Below are 19,410 nucleotides of genomic sequence, written 5' to 3' on the forward strand. Positions count from 1 at the left end.
GGGAGCACCCCAATGGTACTCCCATTTTATTTTCTTTTAGGCTCTCTGCCTAACAATCTCATATAAGCACACCCCAGTCGCCACAGAAACGTTGAGACTAGAAACTGAGCCTGCCATAGGAAGCTTAATCAATTCGTCACAATGCTCTCGCGTTAAGCGCCGCATACCTTTACCTTCAGCTCCCATAACCAGCGCCATAGGTCCATTGAGTTTACAATCATAGATATTATTTTCGGCTTCACCTGCAGTGCCCACTATCCAAACTCCTGCATCTTGGAGATCTCGCAGCGTTCTAGCTAGGTTCGTTACTTGTACCAACGGAATTACGTCCGCTGCGCCACACGCGACCTTTCGTACCACCGGAGTCAGGGCCGCGGACTTATCTTTTGGCACCACTACAGCATCGACACCAGCTGCATCGGCAGTACGTAAACATGCTCCTAAATTATGAGGATCGGTTACACCGTCTAAGATAAGCAGAAAAGGTAATTTACTCGACTCGACAAGTGTCGCTAAATCATTTTCATTGTATTGCTTAGCAGGTTTTACTTTAGCGACCACACCTTGATGTTGCCCCCCCTCTACTTTGTCATCTAGTGTTTTACGTTGACAGAATTGAACTGATGCCCCAAAACGTCGCGCTTGACTAACAATATCGTGAATACTTTTGTCGTCTCTGCCTTTAAGTACAAATAGTTCAATTAAACGCTCAGGTTCGCGCGAAATAACAGATTCTAGAGCGTGAATACCATATAACCATTCTTGTTGTGCCATAGGCGTTATTTCCTCTTTCTAGATGTGCTTGTTGGTTTACTGCGAGCCGTTTTCGACTTGGATTGAGCGCGACTTTTACGCGTCGCAGGATTTTTAGTCGACTTAGTCGCGGATTCTGGTTTAGCCGTTGTTTCTTTCACATTTCGGCCTGATTTCTTAGCCCGCGAAGGTTTCCTTGCCGCTGTTTTTTTAATTTTTTTACGTTCAGCGCCATCCAACAAAAAATCTATTTTTCGTTCATCTAAGTTAACTGAGGCCACTTTCACCTCAACTGGATCGCCTAAACGATATACGGTTCCAAAACTCTCCCCAATTAGATGCTGTTTCACTTCGTCGTATCTAAAATAATCTTTCTCTAAAGAAGTAATATGTACCAAACCGTCAATATGGAATTCAGTCAATCGAACAAAAAAACCAAAGTTAGTGACTGATGCAATCACACCAGAAAACACATCACCTACATGATCCAGCATAAATTCACATTTAAGCCAATCAGACACATCTCGAGTCGCATCATCTGCCCGGCGCTCTGTCATCGAACATTGCTCACCTAGGGCTTCGACTTCGTCAGCAGTATACACTTTACCGCCAGATTTACTTTTACGCTGGTTTTGTTTATCGATAATGCCTTTTAACGCTCGATGCACAACGAGGTCAGGATACCGTCGAATAGGTGAAGTAAAATGAGCGTAAGCTTCTAGGGCTAAACCAAAATGGCCAATATTTTCATGGTCATAAACGGCTTGTTTCATAGACCTCAACAACATAGTTTGAATCAGTTCTTGATCCGCTCTTCCCTGAACTTTTTCAATCACCGCCGTGAAATCTTGTGGCGATACATCGTCATGGCCTATTTGGTGAGTAATTCCGACTTCTGAAAGATAGGATAAAAACGCTCCAAGGCGATCTGAATCTGGTTTGTCATGAATACGATACAACGCTTCTGCTTGATTCTTCGACAGTGTTTTTGCAGCCGACACGTTTGCTAAAATCATACATTCTTCAATTAGCTTGTGCGCATCATTGCGAGTTACTGGCACAATATTGTCAATCTTACGCTGCGCGTTAAAGACAAACTTGCTTTCCTGAGTTTCAAATTCGATTGCACCTCTTTTATTACGAGTGCGTTTCAAAGCGCGGTACATATCATGCAAGTTTTTAAGGTGGGGCACTTGTTCTGCATAACGCTTATGCAGCTCAGGATTACCTTGCAAAATATCCCATACTTTGGTGTAAGTTAGCCTTGCGTGAGAATTCATTACAGCTTCGTAAAATTGATATTCCATTAACATGCCTGTTTTACTTATGGTCATTTCACAAACCATACATAAACGGTCAACTTGAGGATTAAGGGAACACAAACCATTGGATAATACCTCAGGCAACATTGGGACTACCTGTTCAGGAAAATATACAGAATTCCCTCGATTTTGTGCTTCACTGTCAAGCGCCGTTCCTGGTCGCACGTAGTAACTTACATCCGCAATGGCCACCCATAATTGCCAGCCACCATCATCTAATGGTTCGCAAAACACTGCATCGTCAAAATCACGTGCATCTTCACCATCTATGGTTACCAGTGGTAACTGCCTTAAATCTACACGACCTTGCATCGCTTCTTCAGGGACTTGCTCATTGAGCCCCTGCACTTGTTTCGCTACCCCTTTTGGCCATTGATGCGGAATATCAAAGGTGCGAAGCGCCATGTCAATTTCCATGCCGGGAGCCATATGTTCCCCCAACACTTCGATAATTTTACCAATAGCATTGACTCGTTTTCGAGGACGTTGAACAATTTCTACTACAACGATATGCCCTTGTCTGGCTCCGTTGGTTTGTTCTTTGGGTATCATGATTTCGTGATTAATGCGGCTGTCATCAGGAATAACCACACCCACATTATTTTCAAAAAAGTAACGTCCTACAATGGGCTCTGAACGAGGTTCAACAATTTTAGCTATTCTGGCTTCTTGTCTACCGCGATTATCTGTACCGCTTTCTTTAACTAGCACTACATCACCATGTAACACCATAGCCATTTGTGCATTATGAATAAATAGGTCTTTTTCGCCGTCTTCGCGTTTTAAAAAACCGAAACCATCTCGATGACCAATTACTCGACCTTGTATAAGATCTTCGGTCCTAAGTTTTGCGTATTTTTTGTCACGATTGAATTCAACTTGTCCTTCACGCTCCATTGCACGCAGTCGACGTTGAATGCCAATACGACTGTCCTCATCTTTCGCATCAAGTAACTGACAAAATTCTAAGAAAGATAATGGCCTTTTAGCCTTGACTAAAAGTTCCAGTAAATACTCGCGGCTAGCTACCGGCTTTTCGTATTTTTCTTTTTCGCGTTGGTAAAATGGGTCGTCGCTCATAGGGCGAAGAATTTCCTGACTAAATATTGTATGGCTGCAAGTATAACGAAATGAACACACACAAATGTGAATTTTTTCAGGCTATATGTGTATTTGTAGAAAACTGCGTTCCATAGGTTCGAAATAGAGGTGTGGTTAATTAGAAATTAAGGGGTCTTCTTGCATTACGTACCGCTTTGGGATGCATCAGTTTTTCTAAACCTTGCATACATTGTGCAATTTTAGCGTGAGTTGGCTTGTCTGCGGTAATTGCATTGTACAACCAATGATAGGCATCTTCATAATCATAAGGGCTTCCATATCCCTCAATGAATAATTCCGCCAATTGAATTTGAGCCTTCAAGTGTCCTAATACAGAGGCTTCACGCAAAAAAACCACTGCCTTTTCTTTATCTTGTTGAACCAGCTTTCCCTGAGAATAATAGCGACCTAATTGCTCTAATCCGGCAGACAATCCCTGCTCTGCTGCTTGATGCATAAAGTGAACACCTCGTTCAGGGTCACTGTCGACACACACGCCCCAGGCCAACATATCTCCCCACAAAAACTGATAGCTAGGTATTTTTAAGACTTCTGCTCGAGCCTGAATATCCTGTACTAACTGGCAATTGTCTAAAACTACTCGGCTCAAATGTTCATTTTTGTTAATTAAACCAAGTAACTCATCCTGCGAATATAACTGGACAGCTTTAATTTCATCTGCTGAATGAGCAGACATGGCAGAAGCTAAGGCAAAACAGATTAATAGTGATTTAAATAAATGCATAACAAAAACTAGTTTTTACAATTCTCTATGTATCGGCAACCGCGGTGAAATAATAAATATTTAGGGCAATAACCCCTAAATATTTATTAGATTAAAAGTTACATTCTCTTTGCTATTTATCGGTCAACGCCATTCGTACAATTTGAGCATGCTCGAATAAATCGTGACCTAGGTCGGTTAGATATCCACCATCTGGCAAAGTCACGATCCCCTTGTCAAACAGCCTTTTAGCCGCTGCAATCACGTCAGCTTCAGCATCATGATGAATTTTTAATCCTTGCATTAAACTCTTGTTTGGAAACTTCAGCAATAGGTTTAATTCTGCAATCATATCAGACGTAAATGTCATTTTTATTCCTCTTAAATTGGGCCCTTAATTTCCGTAAACAGAATGGGCTTGAATTAGGTTTAAGTGGAACATCACGCTCTTTTGCAGAACTCCCACTAAAAACCTAGCACTTCTCGTTAATTACAACTCGTATAAAATCAGTCAGTTGTTTATAATCCACTGCTTGAGCCTAAAGCCCAAACCGATGAATATCAAAGGTTATTTCAAATAATCGTATTCAAGTAGTATTAATTTAACCAGAAGAATTCCATGCAAATAATTCAGTGTAAGGTAGAAAAAGTTGAAGCCCTTACAAATACCATTAAACGTGTTGTATTAATTCCAGAACACTCACTTAATTTTGTTGCCGGCCAATACCTGCAAGTAGTGATGGGCAAAGATGATAAACGCCCTTTTTCAATCGCCAACGCCCCGAGAAAAGATGGCACGATTGAGTTGCATATAGGTGCTGAACCTGGAAATCATTATTCAGGTCAAGTCATCGAAAAAATGCTTAAAGATAAATCTATCCAAGTAGAAGGTGGATTAGGAAAAGCCTGTCTTAGTCAGACCGATACGCAAGCAACTATATTGTTGGCAGGGGGCACTGGATTTTCTTATGTTTACTCGATCTTGCAACAAATACTCAGTCAACCATTACAGGCTCCGGTAATATTATATTGGGGTACACGCACACTGAATGACATGTATGCGTTTGAGGAACTTACAACACTTGCTAATCAACACCCCTTATTTACCTTTATTCCAGTAATTGAAACTCCTGAACAGGATTGGGCAGGCAAAACCGGGTGGGTGCACAAGGCCGTGCTAGAAGACATTGCAGACTTATCGACTTACCAAGTATTTGTTGCTGGACGTTTTGAAATGGCGAAAGTGGTACGCGACGATTTTACTAAACAAGGATTGCAAATGAGCAACTTGTTCGGCGACGCTTACGCGTTTATCTAAGACTAAACAAAAAGAACCCACCCCATAGTAGTATGGGATGGGTTTTAGCGAAATTTACCTGAAAAGATTTACACGGCGCCGTTAAATTCCATCTGCCGCCATGCTTCATATACAAAGACAGACACTGCGTTTGACAAATTCATACTGCGACTTTCCGGTAACATAGGGATCCGTACTCGTTGTTCTGGTGGCAACGACTCAATAATTTCATTAGGTAAACCACGCGTTTCAGGACCAAACAATAACGCGTCACCTTGTTGGTACTCTGCTTCTGCAAAAAAGGCTTTACCTTTAGTGGTGCACGCAAATATCCGTTTAGGTGAACGACTCTCAATATACGTTTGCAAATTGGGGTAACGCCGTACCTTTGCAAATTCATGATAATCGAGACCTGCTCGACGTACTTTTTTGTCATCCCAATCAAATCCAAGGGGTTCAATTAAATGTAAGCCAAAACCAGTATTGGCGCATAGACGGATAATGTTACCGGTATTTGGGGGAATTTCTGGCTGGTAGAGAACGATATCAAGCATAAGGAAACTTTCGATTATTGGTAATCAATCGATATTAACAAAAAAATAGCGAAACAGTTTAGGGTTTAGCCCCTAAGCTAAGTTATTTAGGTGTGCAACCTCGTTAAACACTTTTAGGGATCGTCATTTTGTACCTAACGCCGACAGGGGAATCAACCAGCTCTATTTGACCTTTATAGATATTGCTAATGATGTTACTGACGATATTTAATCCTAGCCCCATTTTTCCTGAGCCCCTTTGTGTAGAAAAAAAGGGTTGAAATACCTTCTCGGCTTCCTGTTTGTTTATACCCCTACCATTATCATGATAAGTCACATGAATATTCTGGGGATCTTGCACTACAGAAATGAATACCTTACCTTGCTGATTTTCGAATCCGTGAGATACCGAATTATCAAGTAATTGTGACAGTAGTTGAAAGAATGAAGCCTGAGAAACACACACCACACCATCTTCCACTTCACTTTCTAGGACAACCTTAGGATATTTAAGGCGAGTGTATTCGCTAAATTGTTCGATAAATTTTGGCATCTCAAACTCGCATACTTGATCTACCACTTTTTCAGTATCTATTTCAGAAAACCGTTCCAATAAATCTGAGGCACGAGTTAAGTTATTGAAGGTTAAATCAATAGAATTTGACAAAGCATTCAATGCTTGCATCGCACTACTTTTGCTTAGTCTCCCTTCAGCTATATCTTTTGACAACGATGTGACAATTTGACTACTACTTGAGTTAGAAGTGATGGCTACACCCAGCGGTGTATTAATCTCATGAGCGATTCCCATCAGCAACATAGTGGTGATGTTGGCTTTTTCGGCATTAATATCACGCAAATTCGCCACTTTTTGTTGTTCTAATACTAAAGACAAATTTTTGTTAGCTTCAATAAGTTGGGTGTTGCGTTCATCCACCGTCTGACTCAATTGTATATTCGCATCAAGTAGTTCCTGCCTATTACTAAAGTTTTCGAATACAATAGCGGCTAAGTTCGCACAGGTTTCAATATAAGCAAGGTCTTCTTCTGTCGGCGCATTAGGGTATTCGTAATACATTGCAAAAGTACCATAGACTTTTTCGTGACTACCCATAATTGGCTCTGACCAACAAGACTGTAGGCCAACGCTTAACGCTAAGTCTTTATACTGCGCCCAATTAGGGTCTGAATTAATATCTGTGACAATGACGCGTTTTTTTGAAAACGCAGCGGTTCCGCAGGATCCGACCCCCATCCCAATTTTCAATCCATCTAAAGCGTTGCAATAATCAGTAGGTACCGAGACTGTCGCAATAGGATGTAAGGTTGCGTTTTCTTGATCGAGTAACAGCACTGAACTTTTCATCTCAGGATTGTAGATTTCGGATTTTTCACATAGCAATTTAAGTACAACTTCAATACTGTCGCCTCTGGCAACACTACGTAGCACTTCAGAGCGTCCCGCTTCCAGCTCGATAGCTCGTTGTAAATAATCTAAATCATCTCGACTAATATTTATTTTAGGCATAAATTTCAGTTTGTTTATATAATGTTACGAAGCGAGTTTTATAACGACTCGATTCTGCTGTAACGATTGAAGAATGAAACAAGGAATTCTTCTAATACCACCAAATATAGCTAACTGATGTATACCATTACTCCTTGAAGAAATCCAAAATAGCAGTCAAACAAGGTACTCTAAATTTGTCTTGTTCTGCTAACAATTCATGTTTTGCACCTTCAATCACTTGCAGTTTAGCATGGCGCATTTTTGCCACCACTCGAGTTTGTCGATTGTTATCTACAACATGATCCGCTCCCGCTTGAATCACTAAGGCAGAAATAGGGAAGCGCTCCACATTCAGCTCAATTTCATTCATTGCCTCGCCAGCCACTTTAAGCCAGTGCCCAGACACACCACCTAGTTGAACTCGTGTTGCATGTTGGTATTCCTGACGAAAGATTTTATATCTAACTTCGCTGTGGGTGAGCTCGTTAGCAGAAAATGGCAGGCTATCATAATTTTTTTGCCCCCAAAAATAGCTTTCTTTTGAATGAAGGATAGCGTGTAGCTCCAATAAAAGATTAGCAAACCAACTCGGTAAAGCAGGACGAATGCCAAACATTGGGGCCGAAAAGGCAACTTTGTGAAACAACTCAGGGTAGCGTAACACTGTCAAAGCACCTATCGCCCCTCCCATCGAATGACACAACAAATTCGGTTTATGTTGTGACTTAGGTGTGACTATCTCATCAATAAACTGTTTCAAGTCATCAACGTAGTCATTAAAACTCAACACATAACCAGTATGTGGGTTATCTAACATACGTCCTGATACCCCCTGGCCTCTGTGATCATGTATAAATACCGAATAACCATTTTGATAGAGATCATAGATTAGCTCCTTATATTTGATCGCACTTTCAATTCGTCCAGAGGCAATCACTATGCTACCAATTGGATGAGAATGCAGCGCAACAACATAGGCAATTTCTACTTTATCTATGCCTGCAAAAGATCCCTGTTGCACGATATTTTGCCAAAAGGGCTCAATGGAGGAGAGATACACTGACTCTAGATTATCTTCAGCGCACAGTGAGTATTGAGACATCTAAAAATCCTACTATTAGATTTAATATAAAACGACTATGGGTATATCAGCGCAGGCTTTTTAAATACCACTGTTATAGAGTTGTTCTATTGGGTTTTATTAAGTTTTTTATTGTGGTTGGCTTCAATCACTTTGAGGATATCACGCCAACTTATAATTCCAACAGGAACGTTCTCTGCATTCACTATTGGTATACAGGAAATATTGTGGTGATTAAACAGGCTAATTGCTTCATATACATTGGCGGTGGGTGCTAGCGAAATAGGTTTTCTACTCATGATTTGGTGCACCTTTTTATTCAAGGTATACTTATCATTGGGTTTTTCTTGAATAGTACCAATAAAAGGGCTAATTGATTTAAGTAAATCACGGTCTGATATTACCCCGTAAAGCTTAGCGTTTTCTACCACCAACAAATGATGGAACTTAGCATTCTCAAAAACATGTTTGACCATTTTCAGAGTGTCGTCCATAGTCACAGTCACCACAGCTTTACTCATGATTTTCTCAACTAACATCTCCTCCCCCGCCCCCCTTTAAAATAATTCGCCCAATAAGGTAACCCTACCACTGAATCAGTTGCAATAAAAAGCGCCGAGCTTTTTAATTCCCATTACTACAAACCTGCACACGCAGCTGCAATTTAACCTTTGCCATTTAACTTTTATCATAAGGTATGGATATCTTCACACGCAACCCACCTTGAGGTTTATTGCTGGCCTCTATAAAACCTTGATGCTTAGCTATGGCACGTTGGGCAATTGCCAAACCTAATCCTACGCCACCACTGTTTCTATCTCGAGCAGTAGATTCGCGATAAAAGGCTTCAAATATTCTATCCAATTGACTTTCTTCGATACCGTTTCCATCATCTTCGATTATCCAAACTACGCAATCTTGTTGTTTTGAAACAGAAACTTCGATGAGATGATTTGAGTAGTAAATGGCATTACGTAAGATATTTTCAATTGCACTGCATAATAACTGTGGCTCTGCATAAATACTGATATTTTCTCCAACCTGATAAATTAACTTTTTATCTTTTTGCGCAGCTTCAAATTGTGCATCTTCCATAAGAGGAGTCATTATTTTTTCAAGACTAACCGACTCTAAATTTTGAATAGGCTGTTTATTATCCAGTCTAGATAACAACAATACTTGAGAAATCATCTCTTCAATTTTTAGTGACTCTTTTTCGATTCTTTCTAACGCGGCCAACATATTGGCCGACATATCAGACTCATTCTGTTGCTGGGCAATGCCAATGGACAACTGCAAACGAGTCAGAGGAGTACGTAGTTCGTGCGAAATATCTGCTAATAATCTCTTCTGACTGCTAAGTAAACTTTCGACCTGTTCAGACATATAATTGAAATCCCGCCCAAGTTGACCAATTTCATCTAAACGCTTACTCGTTTTAGCGACACGTACTCCCATTTCACCTGCTGCCATTTGTTTAGATGCGAGGCTGAGTTGTGCGATTGGATTGAGTAGACCACGTACAAACAAATAACATAGCCCCATACTGATGGTGATCAAAAACAGAATAAAAATCCCCGGATATTCGTGACGCACCACACGTAAACTACCACCCGGTCTAGGGGCGACCATAAATAGCATGTATTTAGCTTTTTCTATCGTTATTATGCCTGGACCAACAATAGACAGGCCTGCGACATCCAAGAATAGCGGCGAGCTCTGCAAATTAAAATCATCAAACATTTCGTTTTTAAATCTTCTGCTCCTAGCCACGCTATGCACAATTTCCCGTGTCGCTGGATCAAATAAAACTAAACTAAAACGGTTTCGGCTACTGACTTTATTTAACAACTTTTTAAGCTCGAAACCTTTTTCGCTCCTATCAATTTGTTTTTGTATTTTATTCGTCAATATTCTTAAATCTTTATGCTGCATTGAATTCAATGGACGATAACTAGCCTCAGAACCTAGTTGGTTAGCTAACCAAATTGAACTAATAAAGATCAATAAAGTGGCTAACCAAAACCACAAAAACACCTTAAAGAATAAACTCTTAGCTGGATTGAACCGACTTAGCCGTATCATGCAGGCACCACATACAGATAACCAGCGCCGCGATGAGTTTTGATTTTTTCTTCAGGACTAAAAACAGCTAATTTTTTGCGAAGATTACTCACATGCATATCTATACTGCGGTCAAATGCCGCCAGTTTTTTACCCAACACTTTTTCACTGATGTCTTCTTTACTGACTAAACTGCCGCTATTGACCATTAAAAGATGTAAAATTGAATATTCGGTACCGGTTAATTCGACAATATTGTTTGCACAGGTCACCTGCTGCGCCGCCGGGGAGAGTTCAACATTACCTAAAATTAAATTTTGCTGCACATTGCCGCTTGGTAATAAAGCCATTCTACGCACCAATGCTTTTATTCTTGCTGACAACTCTCTGTGATTAAAAGGTTTAGCTAAATAATCATCGGCACCCATTTCTAGGCCAAATATTTTATCGTAATCATCTCCCTTAGCCGTCAGCATTAACACTGGGGTAAGGTGACTAACTCGGAGTTTTTTTAATACTTCAAAACCGTCTAGTTTAGGTAACATGACGTCCAATAAAATAAGGTCGTAATGTTTGTTAGAGGTCGCTAAACTTAAACCGGCTTCTCCATCATGGGCCACATCTATTTCGTATCCTTGGGGTGTGAGGTATTCTTTTAATAACTCGGTTAACTCCAAGTCATCGTCGATAAATAATAGTTTTTTAGCAGGCATATCTGTCCTCAAGTATTCGAAAGCTGATGACACTATAACTCAGTGTATATTGTCCAACATGGTGCATTTACACAAGCTTTACATTCCCTTTGCGTTTCTTTGCATTACATTCGCTAGACTTACTAGCAACTAAACAAGAGGACGAAAATATGAGAACTTTTAAGACGTTAGTTAAAACTACATTAACACCTATTGCGCTATGTTTAACGCTTGCCATAGCAGCACCTACATTGGCTAAGAAAGGACATCATCAAAAGCATGATGGAATGCGACAAATTTTATCTGAATTATCTTTAACGGATACTCAAAAGCAAGATATCAAACAGATTTTAAAACAAAACCGAGAAGACCGAGACGTATATAGCGCCGATGGAAAATCATTGCAAACAGATCTTCGTAGCTTAGTTCAATCCTCAGAGTGGGACCAAGAAGCGGTAGAAAGTGCTATCTCTCAACGTCAATCTCTAATGCAAGAAAAAGCACTACAACGAGCAACCAGTAAGCACCAGGTTTGGAACTTATTGACCGAAACTCAACAAGCTGAATTTGTAGCACAGCTAGAAGCTCATAAAGCCAAGCGGGATGCCAAAAATTCCGACAGAAAAGGAAAAGGTAAGCGAAAAGGCAAGATGCTAAAACGTCTTGATTTATCTGATGCGCAGCTTGCCTCTGTAGAAGCCATTAAAACGGCAGAGAAGGAAAATAGCAAAGCAATCAAGACTAAATTACAACAGTATAAACAAGCTGAGCAGTCACTAATTCAAAGTGCAGAATTTAGTGCTGACACATGGCAAGCCCTTAACAGTGAGTATCAATCTGACTTTGAGGCTATGGCTCTACTAAAGACCAAAAGTAAACATGATATTTGGAATGTTATGACTTCGGAGCAACAAACCAAAATGATAGAAAAATTTGAAAAGTTTAAGAACAAAAAGAAGGGTAAAAAACACCGTAAACAAGAATCTGTTTAAATAACGAACCCATCTTTAACAACCGCATTTATTGCGGTTGTTTCATTTGTAGAGGTAGGGATCGCCCTTATAAAATATCGGAAAATATCTACCTAAAACACCTACAACATTGCTTAGGTAAGTTTTTGCCTTAATAAACCATATTAGATGGTACTTCACTGCTTAGACTAATTTAACGTCATTGCTCCAGGATATATCAAAATAATCCATCTCCAAGTTGGCTAAAACATCAAATAACGCTGGCTACCAGTTACATTAGCGATCAATAATTTAGGCTAATAGTTAAACTAAACTTTCTTGAATAGATTACTGGGCGATAAGGAGCCATTATGCAAGACATCGAATTACGAACCAGTCTTGAGCAATATTATGGCCAAATTCAATCGGTCATACTCGATAAACAACACCCAATATCAGGTCTACTCCCCGCCAGTACAGCGGTGACCGTGCATGGTAATTACCAAGATGCATGGGTTCGCGACAACGTCTACAGTATTTTGGCTGTATGGGGCCTTGCTTTAGCTTATCGTAACTTAGACGACGACGGCGGACGAGGTTTCGAACTGCAACAACGCACAGTAAAATTGATGCGCGCGTTGTTGCGTTCAATGATGGCGCAGTCGGCTAAAGTTGAAAAATTTAAGAAGAGTCGACAACCCATAGACGCGTTACATGCCAAATACGATACGGCCACTGGCGATAGTGTTGTGGGTGATGATGAATGGGGGCATTTGCAAGTCGATGCGACGTCTGTGTTTCTATTAACTCTAACTCAAATGATTGCCTCTGGACTAGAGATAATCTGGACCAACGAAGAAGTCAGTTTTGTACAAAATTTAGTGTATTACATTGAACGGGCTTACCGCACACCCGATTTTGGTATTTGGGAACGAGGAGCCAAAAGTAATAGTGGTAATGTGGAGTTAAATGCCAGTTCGCTAGGCATGGCTAAGGCCGCCTTAGAGGCACTATCTGGCTTCAATCTATTTGGTGCAAAAGGTTCACAATCTAGTGTTATACACGTCATACCTGACAATATTGCTCAGTCTAATATTACCTTAACTACCATGTTGCCTCGGGAATCCAATACCAAAGAAACCGATGCGGCCTTACTTAGCATTGTTGGCTATCCCGCTTTTGCAGTCGACGATCCGGTGCTTGCAGACAAAGTGCGTAACGATATTATCAGCAAATTAGAAGGTAACTATGGGCTCAAGCGTTTTTTGCGAGACGGGCATCAAACCTCTCTCGAAGATGAAGGCAGGTTGCACTACGAAGAGCAAGAATTGAAGCAATTTGAACATATCGAATCGGAGTGGCCGCTGTTTTACACTTATTTGTATTTAGACGCTATTTTTCGCGATGATAGCCAACAAATAGCCCATTATCGCGCTAAACTTGATGCGGTTTTGGTAGAGCAAAATGGTCAAAAGTTATTACCTGAATTGTATTTTGTTACTGAAGATTGTGTCGAACAAGAGCGTTTAAATCCTGGCTCACAGCAACGTGAGCCCAATGACAACGTACCTTTGGTATGGGCGCAAAGTTTGTATTTGCTAGGATGTTTGCTCCAAGACGGACTGTTACGTCCGGGGGATTTGGACCCTCTCGGTCGCAGACAATACAAAATACCTAAAAAGCCAGTCGTCCAGCTTATGTTTTTAGCTGAAGACCCAGTATTGCAACAAGAATTAGAAGCTCATGGCGTGCCAACTCAAGCTCTATCGGATATCTCACCGGTACAGGTCTACCGCCCTGAAGATATTGCAAGCATACATGCGCAAATAGGTAAATGTGAAGTATTGGGGCTTTCTGGACGCACGCCTAGAAAACTTAAAAGCTTAACCACCAGCCGTGTCTATATGATGGGCAAACAAAGAGCAATTTGTCTGACACCTTCATTTATTCAGCGCGACTTTTTCCTCAGTTACGATATTGAATTTTTGGTGCGGCGTTTTAAGTCAGAGCTTAAATATCTGTACCGCAATTGGACAGAGTTAGGCAGACCAACGGTAACAGTTCTACTCACTCACAACTTATTGGATACCGATCGCACCACCTTTTATGCCCTGATGAAAGAGATAGCCAGCGGTGAAGTAGACTCAATTCCTGTGCGTCACGACATTATGGCTCAGTTAATCAACACTGCCGCGGTTGAACATGTTGAGTATTTAAAGGATCTCACCTTACCAGAAAGGCCACTAGACAACCTCATGTCTCAATCTTGTGTATTGACCTTAGCGGGCAAACACAAACAATTGTCACCGAACGAAGAACTTGACATTGCCTTGAGCAAGGACATTGGTCTATTACAAGGGAAGTTGACCGAAGCCACTAACTTGTATCAACAAATTGCGTTGCTAACAAAGTTGGTTGAGCTACAAGCTATAGATTCTACAATATCACTTCATAACCAAAGACGAAGTTTGCATGACTTAATTGAAGAGGTGTATGCCCAAGCAGGACGATTGCGACTTTGGTCAGTATTGCGCCAAGCGGCAGGGTTACTTGGTAAAATTGATGGTGACATTGGTTTAGCTGTTGGTGATTTACTTGTTGCTCAGAAATTTATCCAAGTGGGTCGCTCCTATCACGATGAGTCCTTGATAACACGACCGTTAACTGACGAAGAATTGATGCAGCGGGTCGTGCAATTTTGCCGTGAAGATGTCCGAGATCAAGTCCTTACTCAAGAAGTACTGTTGTATCTGGGCCTATTAATTAAAGCTAGACCTGAATTATTCCGCGAACTATTAACATTACGAGTGAGTCTGTTGATAGTGTTGCTCACCAGTCAAATTACTAGAGCTAATAACACCACATCAGACGAGGCCTATGAAATATTAATGGATATGCCTCCTTCTGAAATTCAATCACGCTTAGAGGCAGTATTAGAGAACTATCAAACCCTAGCAGATCTTCCTCAAAAACTCGAAGCGCTACATGCCCAAGGTAATGTTGAAGAACTCAATTGGCAACAAAACTTGGGGTTAGAGCAGCTAAAAACACCTAATGATGGTTGGTTAGCCTGGCGCCAACACCAAGGCATACTCGACCGTCGATCTGCGGACTTTCTAGCTCAAATTTGGAGTGTTTTAAAACACACTAGCGGGCTAGTTATTGGCAACAAAATGGATAAACGCAATCGACTTAGTAGTGACTTAGTGTTGAGCGATATGACCGAGGGAGAGCAAGCATTCGCATTATTAATCGAGCATATGTTTAATAATATTCACTCTGCTGAGTATCGACAACTCACCATTGAAACACTCACAGCCTTAGCTAGTTTCTTCAAACAAAATCCTAGTTTAAAAGTGGAGGAAGCCATTGTAATTGACGTAACTATCGGCCATGCGGTCAATCTAGCTTACGTTGAGGAATTTCCAGAAAGACAACAGCACTATGATGAACATAAAAGTCATGCGTGGGAGCGTTTTTATCAACAATCTCCAGCTCATAGCACAACCTTTATCATTTCGGCCTTGAATCATCTGTTAACTGTCCGGCCAGTTGAGTAAAACTTTAAATGCCACTGAGCTTTATTCACTAACGCTCAGTGGTATTCTATGCTTTCACAAATTTGGAATTTCGCGCTGATATTCTTCACCTGTAAACGCAGTTGAAGTCATTAGCATATCTGCTGTCGACACATTACAAGCGACGGGTACATTCCACACCGAGCACAATCTTAATAATGCTTTTACGTCAGGATCATGGGGAGCCGGATTAAGAGGATCCCAAAAAAATATCAAACAATCTAACTTCCCTTCTGCGATTAGTGCGCCTATTTGTTGGTCCCCTCCTAATGGGCCACTCTTAAAACAGTGAATTGCGAGTCCTAGTTCTTTTTGTAATAAACCTCCGGTAGTGCCGGTTGCGACTAATTTATGTTTACTCAATTCAGTTTTATGCACCAAAGACCACTTAATTAAATCTGGCTTTTTATGATCATGGGCAACCAAAGCGATAGTTTTTTGCATTTTGTTTCAAACCTTAATTCAAAAAATTTCAATCTAGCATTTATATAACAAGCTGGGTTAGCAACACACTTTGTGAATCATTTGCTGCAAAATATGCACCGTTGGATTAACGTAGTCCAACGAAATAAATTCGTCAGGTTGATGCGCTTGATTAATGCTACCTGGCCCTAAAACAATGGTGTCGCAGCCTAGTTGATTAATAAATGGGGCTTCAGTTGCATAATTGGCACTTTGAAATTTTTTACCTGTGAGTTGTTCAGCTAGCGCTAAAATATTTTGTTCATCTCGGCACGCAAAAGCAGGGGCTGTTGGATACATCAAATCCAAACTTAGGCGATTGGGATATTTGATTTTTACTGGTGCTAATGCTTCGTCAATTAATGCAAGCGCTTGCTCATCGCTCAATTCTGGCACGGCGCGCAAGTCAAAATTAAGTTTGCAGTGTCCACAAATTCGATTTTCACCGTCGCCACCATGAATATGCCCTAAATTCATAGTGACATGGGGTACGCTAAACGCCTCGTCATGAAACTTCGCTTTTAATCGGTTTTGTAAATCCATTAGCTGACCAATCGCCTGATACATTATTTCAATGGCATTCACGCCTTTGTCAGGGTCGCTAGAGTGCCCTGCTTTTCCTTGGATATTTAAACTTTGGGCGATATGTCCTTTATGTTTATAAATTGGAACGAGTTCTGTTGGCTCACCAATAATCGCCATATTAGGCTTTATTAGCTGTTGCTCGGCAAAAAAACGCGCCCCAGCCATTGACGTTTCCTCGTCAGCGGTGGCAAGTACATACAAGGGTTTTTTCAATTTATTGAGGGGAATAGTTTTTAACGCCTCAAGAATGAAAGCAAAAAAACCTTTCATATCACAACTACCTAAGCCAAATAATTTTCCATCTGCCTGTTTGACTTTAAATGGGTCAGACTGCCAAGCCCCTTCATCAAAAGGTACAGTGTCTGAGTGACCACAAAGCAGTAATCCCCCTTCACCGCTGCCTATTTTGGCTAACATATTAAATTTATTACGAGTACTAGGTACTTTCTGAATAGTTATGGAAAACCCTAGTTCGCTAAACCAACCCGATAGCATCGCTATTAATGGCTCATTTGATTGATCTATTTTTTCATCAAATGCACTAATTGACGGGCATTCAATGATTTCTTTATAGTGTTCTAAGAAAGATAAATTTGGCATAAACACTCAATTAAATAATTATTCACTTTTATTGCATAAATATATAACACATGACATTATATAGGCCAATCAAAATCGACTATTCGTAAATGTCGATTATTGAAGACACTTATTACTTTAACTTGTTTTGGTTAGATAACGTATATGTACCCATTTATATTCCAGTTTATTTCCCTGCCTAGCTTCGCCAGCTTGTTGTTTCGACGATAGTCGATGCTGTAGCGTATAGCTCACTCTTTGCTTTAAACTAACTGTTTGAGCAAAGAGTGCTTTTTATTTTTATCCTCATAATTTAGTACAATGCTCACATTGAGCCTTTAGAGAAAATTTCCAATGATCAAAACCTGTATTATCGGAGCCAGTGGTTATACTGGCGCTGAATTGGCCGCTTTAGTCCATGGCCATACTCAATTTGAATTAGCCGCTTTGTACGTTTCCAGCAATAGTGCAGATGCGGGGAAATCTTTGGGAGATATTCACCCACAGTTTTTTAATCTAATAACACTACCTCTTCAGCCTATAGATGAGAACAATTTATCAGTCTTATCTGACAGCTTTGATTTAATATTTCTAGCCACCCCGCATGAAGCTAGCCATAAGTGGATGAAAGAGTTGTGTGGCAAAAAAGCCATAATAATGGACTTATCTGGTGCTTTTAGGATCAAAGACAAAGTCAAATTCGCTGACTATTATGGCTTTGAACATCACGCTGATAAGCTATTAGCACAAGCCGTGTATGGCCTAGCAGATTGGCATCAAGAACAAATTAGTGACGCAAACTTGGTTGCGGTACCGGGATGTTATCCAACGGCTTCTTTAACTGCGCTCAAGCCTTTACAGAAAAATGCCTTAATTGATAGCACTCATCTACCCATTATCAACGCAGTATCCGGCGTCTCTGGAGCTGGTAGAAAGGCTTCATTAAACAGTAGCTTTACGGAAGTAAGCTTGCATGCTTACGGAGTGTTAGGCCACAGGCATCAACCAGAAATTGCCGATTATTTAGGTACTGAGGTCATTTTTACTCCTCATTTAGGTAATTTCAAACGTGGTATCTTGGCAACCATTACCATTAAAACTGCAGATAAGGTAACGGAACAACAAATAGCAGAGGCGTATCAACAAGCTTACCAAGACAATCCAATTATAAGGCTCAGAAACACTTGGCCTAAAATAGATGATGTAGTAGGTACACCATACTGTGACCTGTTTTGGAAATTGGACAATAAAACTGGCTATTTGGTGGTTACTAGTGCCATAGATAATTTATTAAAAGGCGCAGCCTCACAAGCATTACAATGTGCTAATTTACGTTTTGGTTTTGACTCACATATGGGATTAGTGAATTAACAATGAGTAATAAAAATATACTGGTCATCAAGGTGGGTGGCGCATTTATGCAGGCAGAGGATTCTGCTCTGGCATTGCTAACGACAATCCGCGAACTGCAGCAGAATTACATTGTAGTGTTGGTTCACGGTGGTGGTGCCATGGTGGAAGAATTATTGTTTGCACTTAATCTTAGCAGTCAAAAAATCGATGGTTTAAGGGTCACTCCCAAAGAACATATGCCTTACATCACGGGTGCGCTTGCTGGCACTGCGAATAAACAGCTTTGCGGATTAGCTATCAAAGCCGGCATCAGTCCAGTTGGACTCAGTTTGTTAGACGGAAAGATGTGTAAAGCAAGTATTATGCGTGAAGAATTAGGAGCTGTGGGTTCAGTTGAAGCGGGGGATGCTACGTTGTTGAAAGCTTTAGCAGCCACACATATGTTACCGATTATTAGTTCAATAGGTGCGGATAGTGACGGAAACCTACTTAATGTAAATGCAGACCAAGCTGCTACAGTTATAGCGCAATTATTGGACGCTGAGTTATTGCTGTTGTCTGACGTACCAGGTGTTTTAGACGCCAATAAAAATTTAATTGGTCAGTTAGATTCCGAGCATATAAATTCTCTCATTGCACAAAACGTAATCCGTGATGGTATGATAGTCAAAGTCAATGCCGCATTGACGGCGGCTAATAGCTTAGGTCAAAGCGTGACTATTGCCAGCTGGAAAGATTCAGAAAAGCTGCTAGGTTTGTTGCAACAGCAAGCAATAGGCAGCAAAATCTCCCCCCAAACAAATACACCTACTAACAAGGCTTGATT

Annotated in this window: 17 protein-coding genes; 5 read left to right on the forward strand and 12 right to left on the reverse strand. The window is 40.6% G+C overall.

The features are described from left to right. Positions 1-36: 36 nt before the first annotated feature. From rlmB to ABJK37_RS21940, 4 genes are all read right to left on the reverse strand, one after another. Complete coding sequence (gene rlmB / locus ABJK37_RS21925; RefSeq protein WP_348358281.1) at positions 37-774, reverse strand: 23S rRNA (guanosine(2251)-2'-O)-methyltransferase RlmB; 738 nt, start codon at positions 772-774, stop codon at positions 37-39. Positions 775-779: 5 nt separating this feature from the next. Continuing rightward, entirely contained in the window at positions 780-3,155 is a 2,376-nt protein-coding gene (gene rnr / locus ABJK37_RS21930) for a ribonuclease R (protein ID WP_348358283.1), read from the reverse strand. 139 nt (positions 3,156-3,294) lie between these two features. After that, positions 3,295-3,921 carry a tetratricopeptide repeat protein gene (locus ABJK37_RS21935; protein ID WP_348358285.1) on the reverse strand — a complete coding sequence of 209 codons (627 nt, stop codon included), beginning with the start codon at positions 3,919-3,921 and terminating at the stop codon, positions 3,295-3,297. A gap of 112 nt (positions 3,922-4,033) precedes the next feature. Beyond that, on the reverse strand, positions 4,034-4,270 hold the full coding sequence (locus tag ABJK37_RS21940; protein ID WP_348358287.1) for a TIGR02647 family protein: 237 nt from the start codon (positions 4,268-4,270) through the stop codon (positions 4,034-4,036). Positions 4,271-4,519: 249 nt separating this feature from the next. Between ABJK37_RS21940 and fre the strand changes: the two genes are divergently transcribed. Next, the gene (gene fre / locus ABJK37_RS21945) at positions 4,520-5,218 is read left to right on the forward strand and encodes an NAD(P)H-flavin reductase (RefSeq protein ID WP_348358289.1); all 699 of its coding nucleotides are present in this window, start codon (positions 4,520-4,522) and stop codon (positions 5,216-5,218) included. Between the two features lie 68 nt (positions 5,219-5,286). Here the strand turns inward: fre and trmL are convergent, their stop codons facing one another. The 6 genes from trmL to ABJK37_RS21975 all read right to left on the reverse strand — a co-directional run bounded on the left by trmL (position 5,287) and on the right by ABJK37_RS21975 (position 11,098). Then, complete coding sequence (trmL, locus tag ABJK37_RS21950) at positions 5,287-5,751, reverse strand: tRNA (uridine(34)/cytosine(34)/5-carboxymethylaminomethyluridine(34)-2'-O)-methyltransferase TrmL (RefSeq protein WP_348358291.1); 465 nt, start codon at positions 5,749-5,751, stop codon at positions 5,287-5,289. 103 nt (positions 5,752-5,854) lie between these two features. Next, positions 5,855-7,258 carry a GAF domain-containing sensor histidine kinase gene (locus ABJK37_RS21955; protein WP_348358293.1) on the reverse strand — a complete coding sequence of 468 codons (1,404 nt, stop codon included), beginning with the start codon at positions 7,256-7,258 and terminating at the stop codon, positions 5,855-5,857. 127 nt (positions 7,259-7,385) lie between these two features. Further along, positions 7,386-8,342 (reverse strand): alpha/beta fold hydrolase, encoded by a 957-nt coding sequence (locus ABJK37_RS21960; protein WP_348358295.1) that lies wholly within the window; start codon positions 8,340-8,342, stop codon positions 7,386-7,388. A gap of 86 nt (positions 8,343-8,428) precedes the next feature. After that, positions 8,429-8,860, reverse strand: a complete 432-nt coding sequence (locus ABJK37_RS21965) for a CBS domain-containing protein (RefSeq protein ID WP_348358297.1) — start codon at positions 8,858-8,860, stop codon at positions 8,429-8,431. 139 nt (positions 8,861-8,999) lie between these two features. Continuing rightward, on the reverse strand, positions 9,000-10,406 hold the full coding sequence (locus ABJK37_RS21970) for an ATP-binding protein (RefSeq protein ID WP_348358299.1): 1,407 nt from the start codon (positions 10,404-10,406) through the stop codon (positions 9,000-9,002). Continuing rightward, complete coding sequence (locus ABJK37_RS21975) at positions 10,403-11,098, reverse strand: response regulator transcription factor (protein WP_348358301.1); 696 nt, start codon at positions 11,096-11,098, stop codon at positions 10,403-10,405. The genes ABJK37_RS21970 and ABJK37_RS21975 overlap by 4 nt, the downstream gene beginning before the upstream one ends. Positions 11,099-11,247: 149 nt before the next feature. Between ABJK37_RS21975 and ABJK37_RS21980 the strand changes: the two genes are divergently transcribed. Together ABJK37_RS21980 and ABJK37_RS21985 are read left to right on the forward strand one after the other, a co-directional pair. After that, a complete protein-coding gene (locus ABJK37_RS21980; RefSeq protein ID WP_348358303.1) occupies positions 11,248-12,069 on the forward strand; it encodes a Spy/CpxP family protein refolding chaperone in 822 nt (273 codons plus the stop codon). 329 nt (positions 12,070-12,398) lie between these two features. Next, on the forward strand, positions 12,399-15,587 hold the full coding sequence (locus ABJK37_RS21985; RefSeq protein WP_348358305.1) for a glycoside hydrolase family 15 protein: 3,189 nt from the start codon (positions 12,399-12,401) through the stop codon (positions 15,585-15,587). A 54-nt stretch (positions 15,588-15,641) separates the two neighbouring features. Here the strand turns inward: ABJK37_RS21985 and ABJK37_RS21990 are convergent, their stop codons facing one another. Beyond that, entirely contained in the window at positions 15,642-16,049 is a 408-nt protein-coding gene (locus ABJK37_RS21990; protein ID WP_348358307.1) for a methylglyoxal synthase, read from the reverse strand. Positions 16,050-16,106: 57 nt separating this feature from the next. Next, on the reverse strand, positions 16,107-17,252 hold the full coding sequence (gene argE, locus ABJK37_RS21995) for an acetylornithine deacetylase (RefSeq protein WP_348358309.1): 1,146 nt from the start codon (positions 17,250-17,252) through the stop codon (positions 16,107-16,109). Positions 17,253-17,585: 333 nt separating this feature from the next. Between argE and argC the strand changes: the two genes are divergently transcribed. Then, positions 17,586-18,602, forward strand: a complete 1,017-nt coding sequence (gene argC, locus ABJK37_RS22000; RefSeq protein ID WP_348358311.1) for an N-acetyl-gamma-glutamyl-phosphate reductase — start codon at positions 17,586-17,588, stop codon at positions 18,600-18,602. 2 nt (positions 18,603-18,604) lie between these two features. Continuing rightward, positions 18,605-19,408, forward strand: coding sequence for an acetylglutamate kinase (argB, locus tag ABJK37_RS22005; protein ID WP_348358313.1), 804 nt, complete (start codon positions 18,605-18,607; stop codon positions 19,406-19,408). Positions 19,409-19,410 lie beyond the last annotated feature (2 nt).

Source organism: Paraglaciecola sp., assembly GCF_039964565.1.
Classification (GTDB): domain Bacteria; phylum Pseudomonadota; class Gammaproteobacteria; order Enterobacterales; family Alteromonadaceae; genus Paraglaciecola.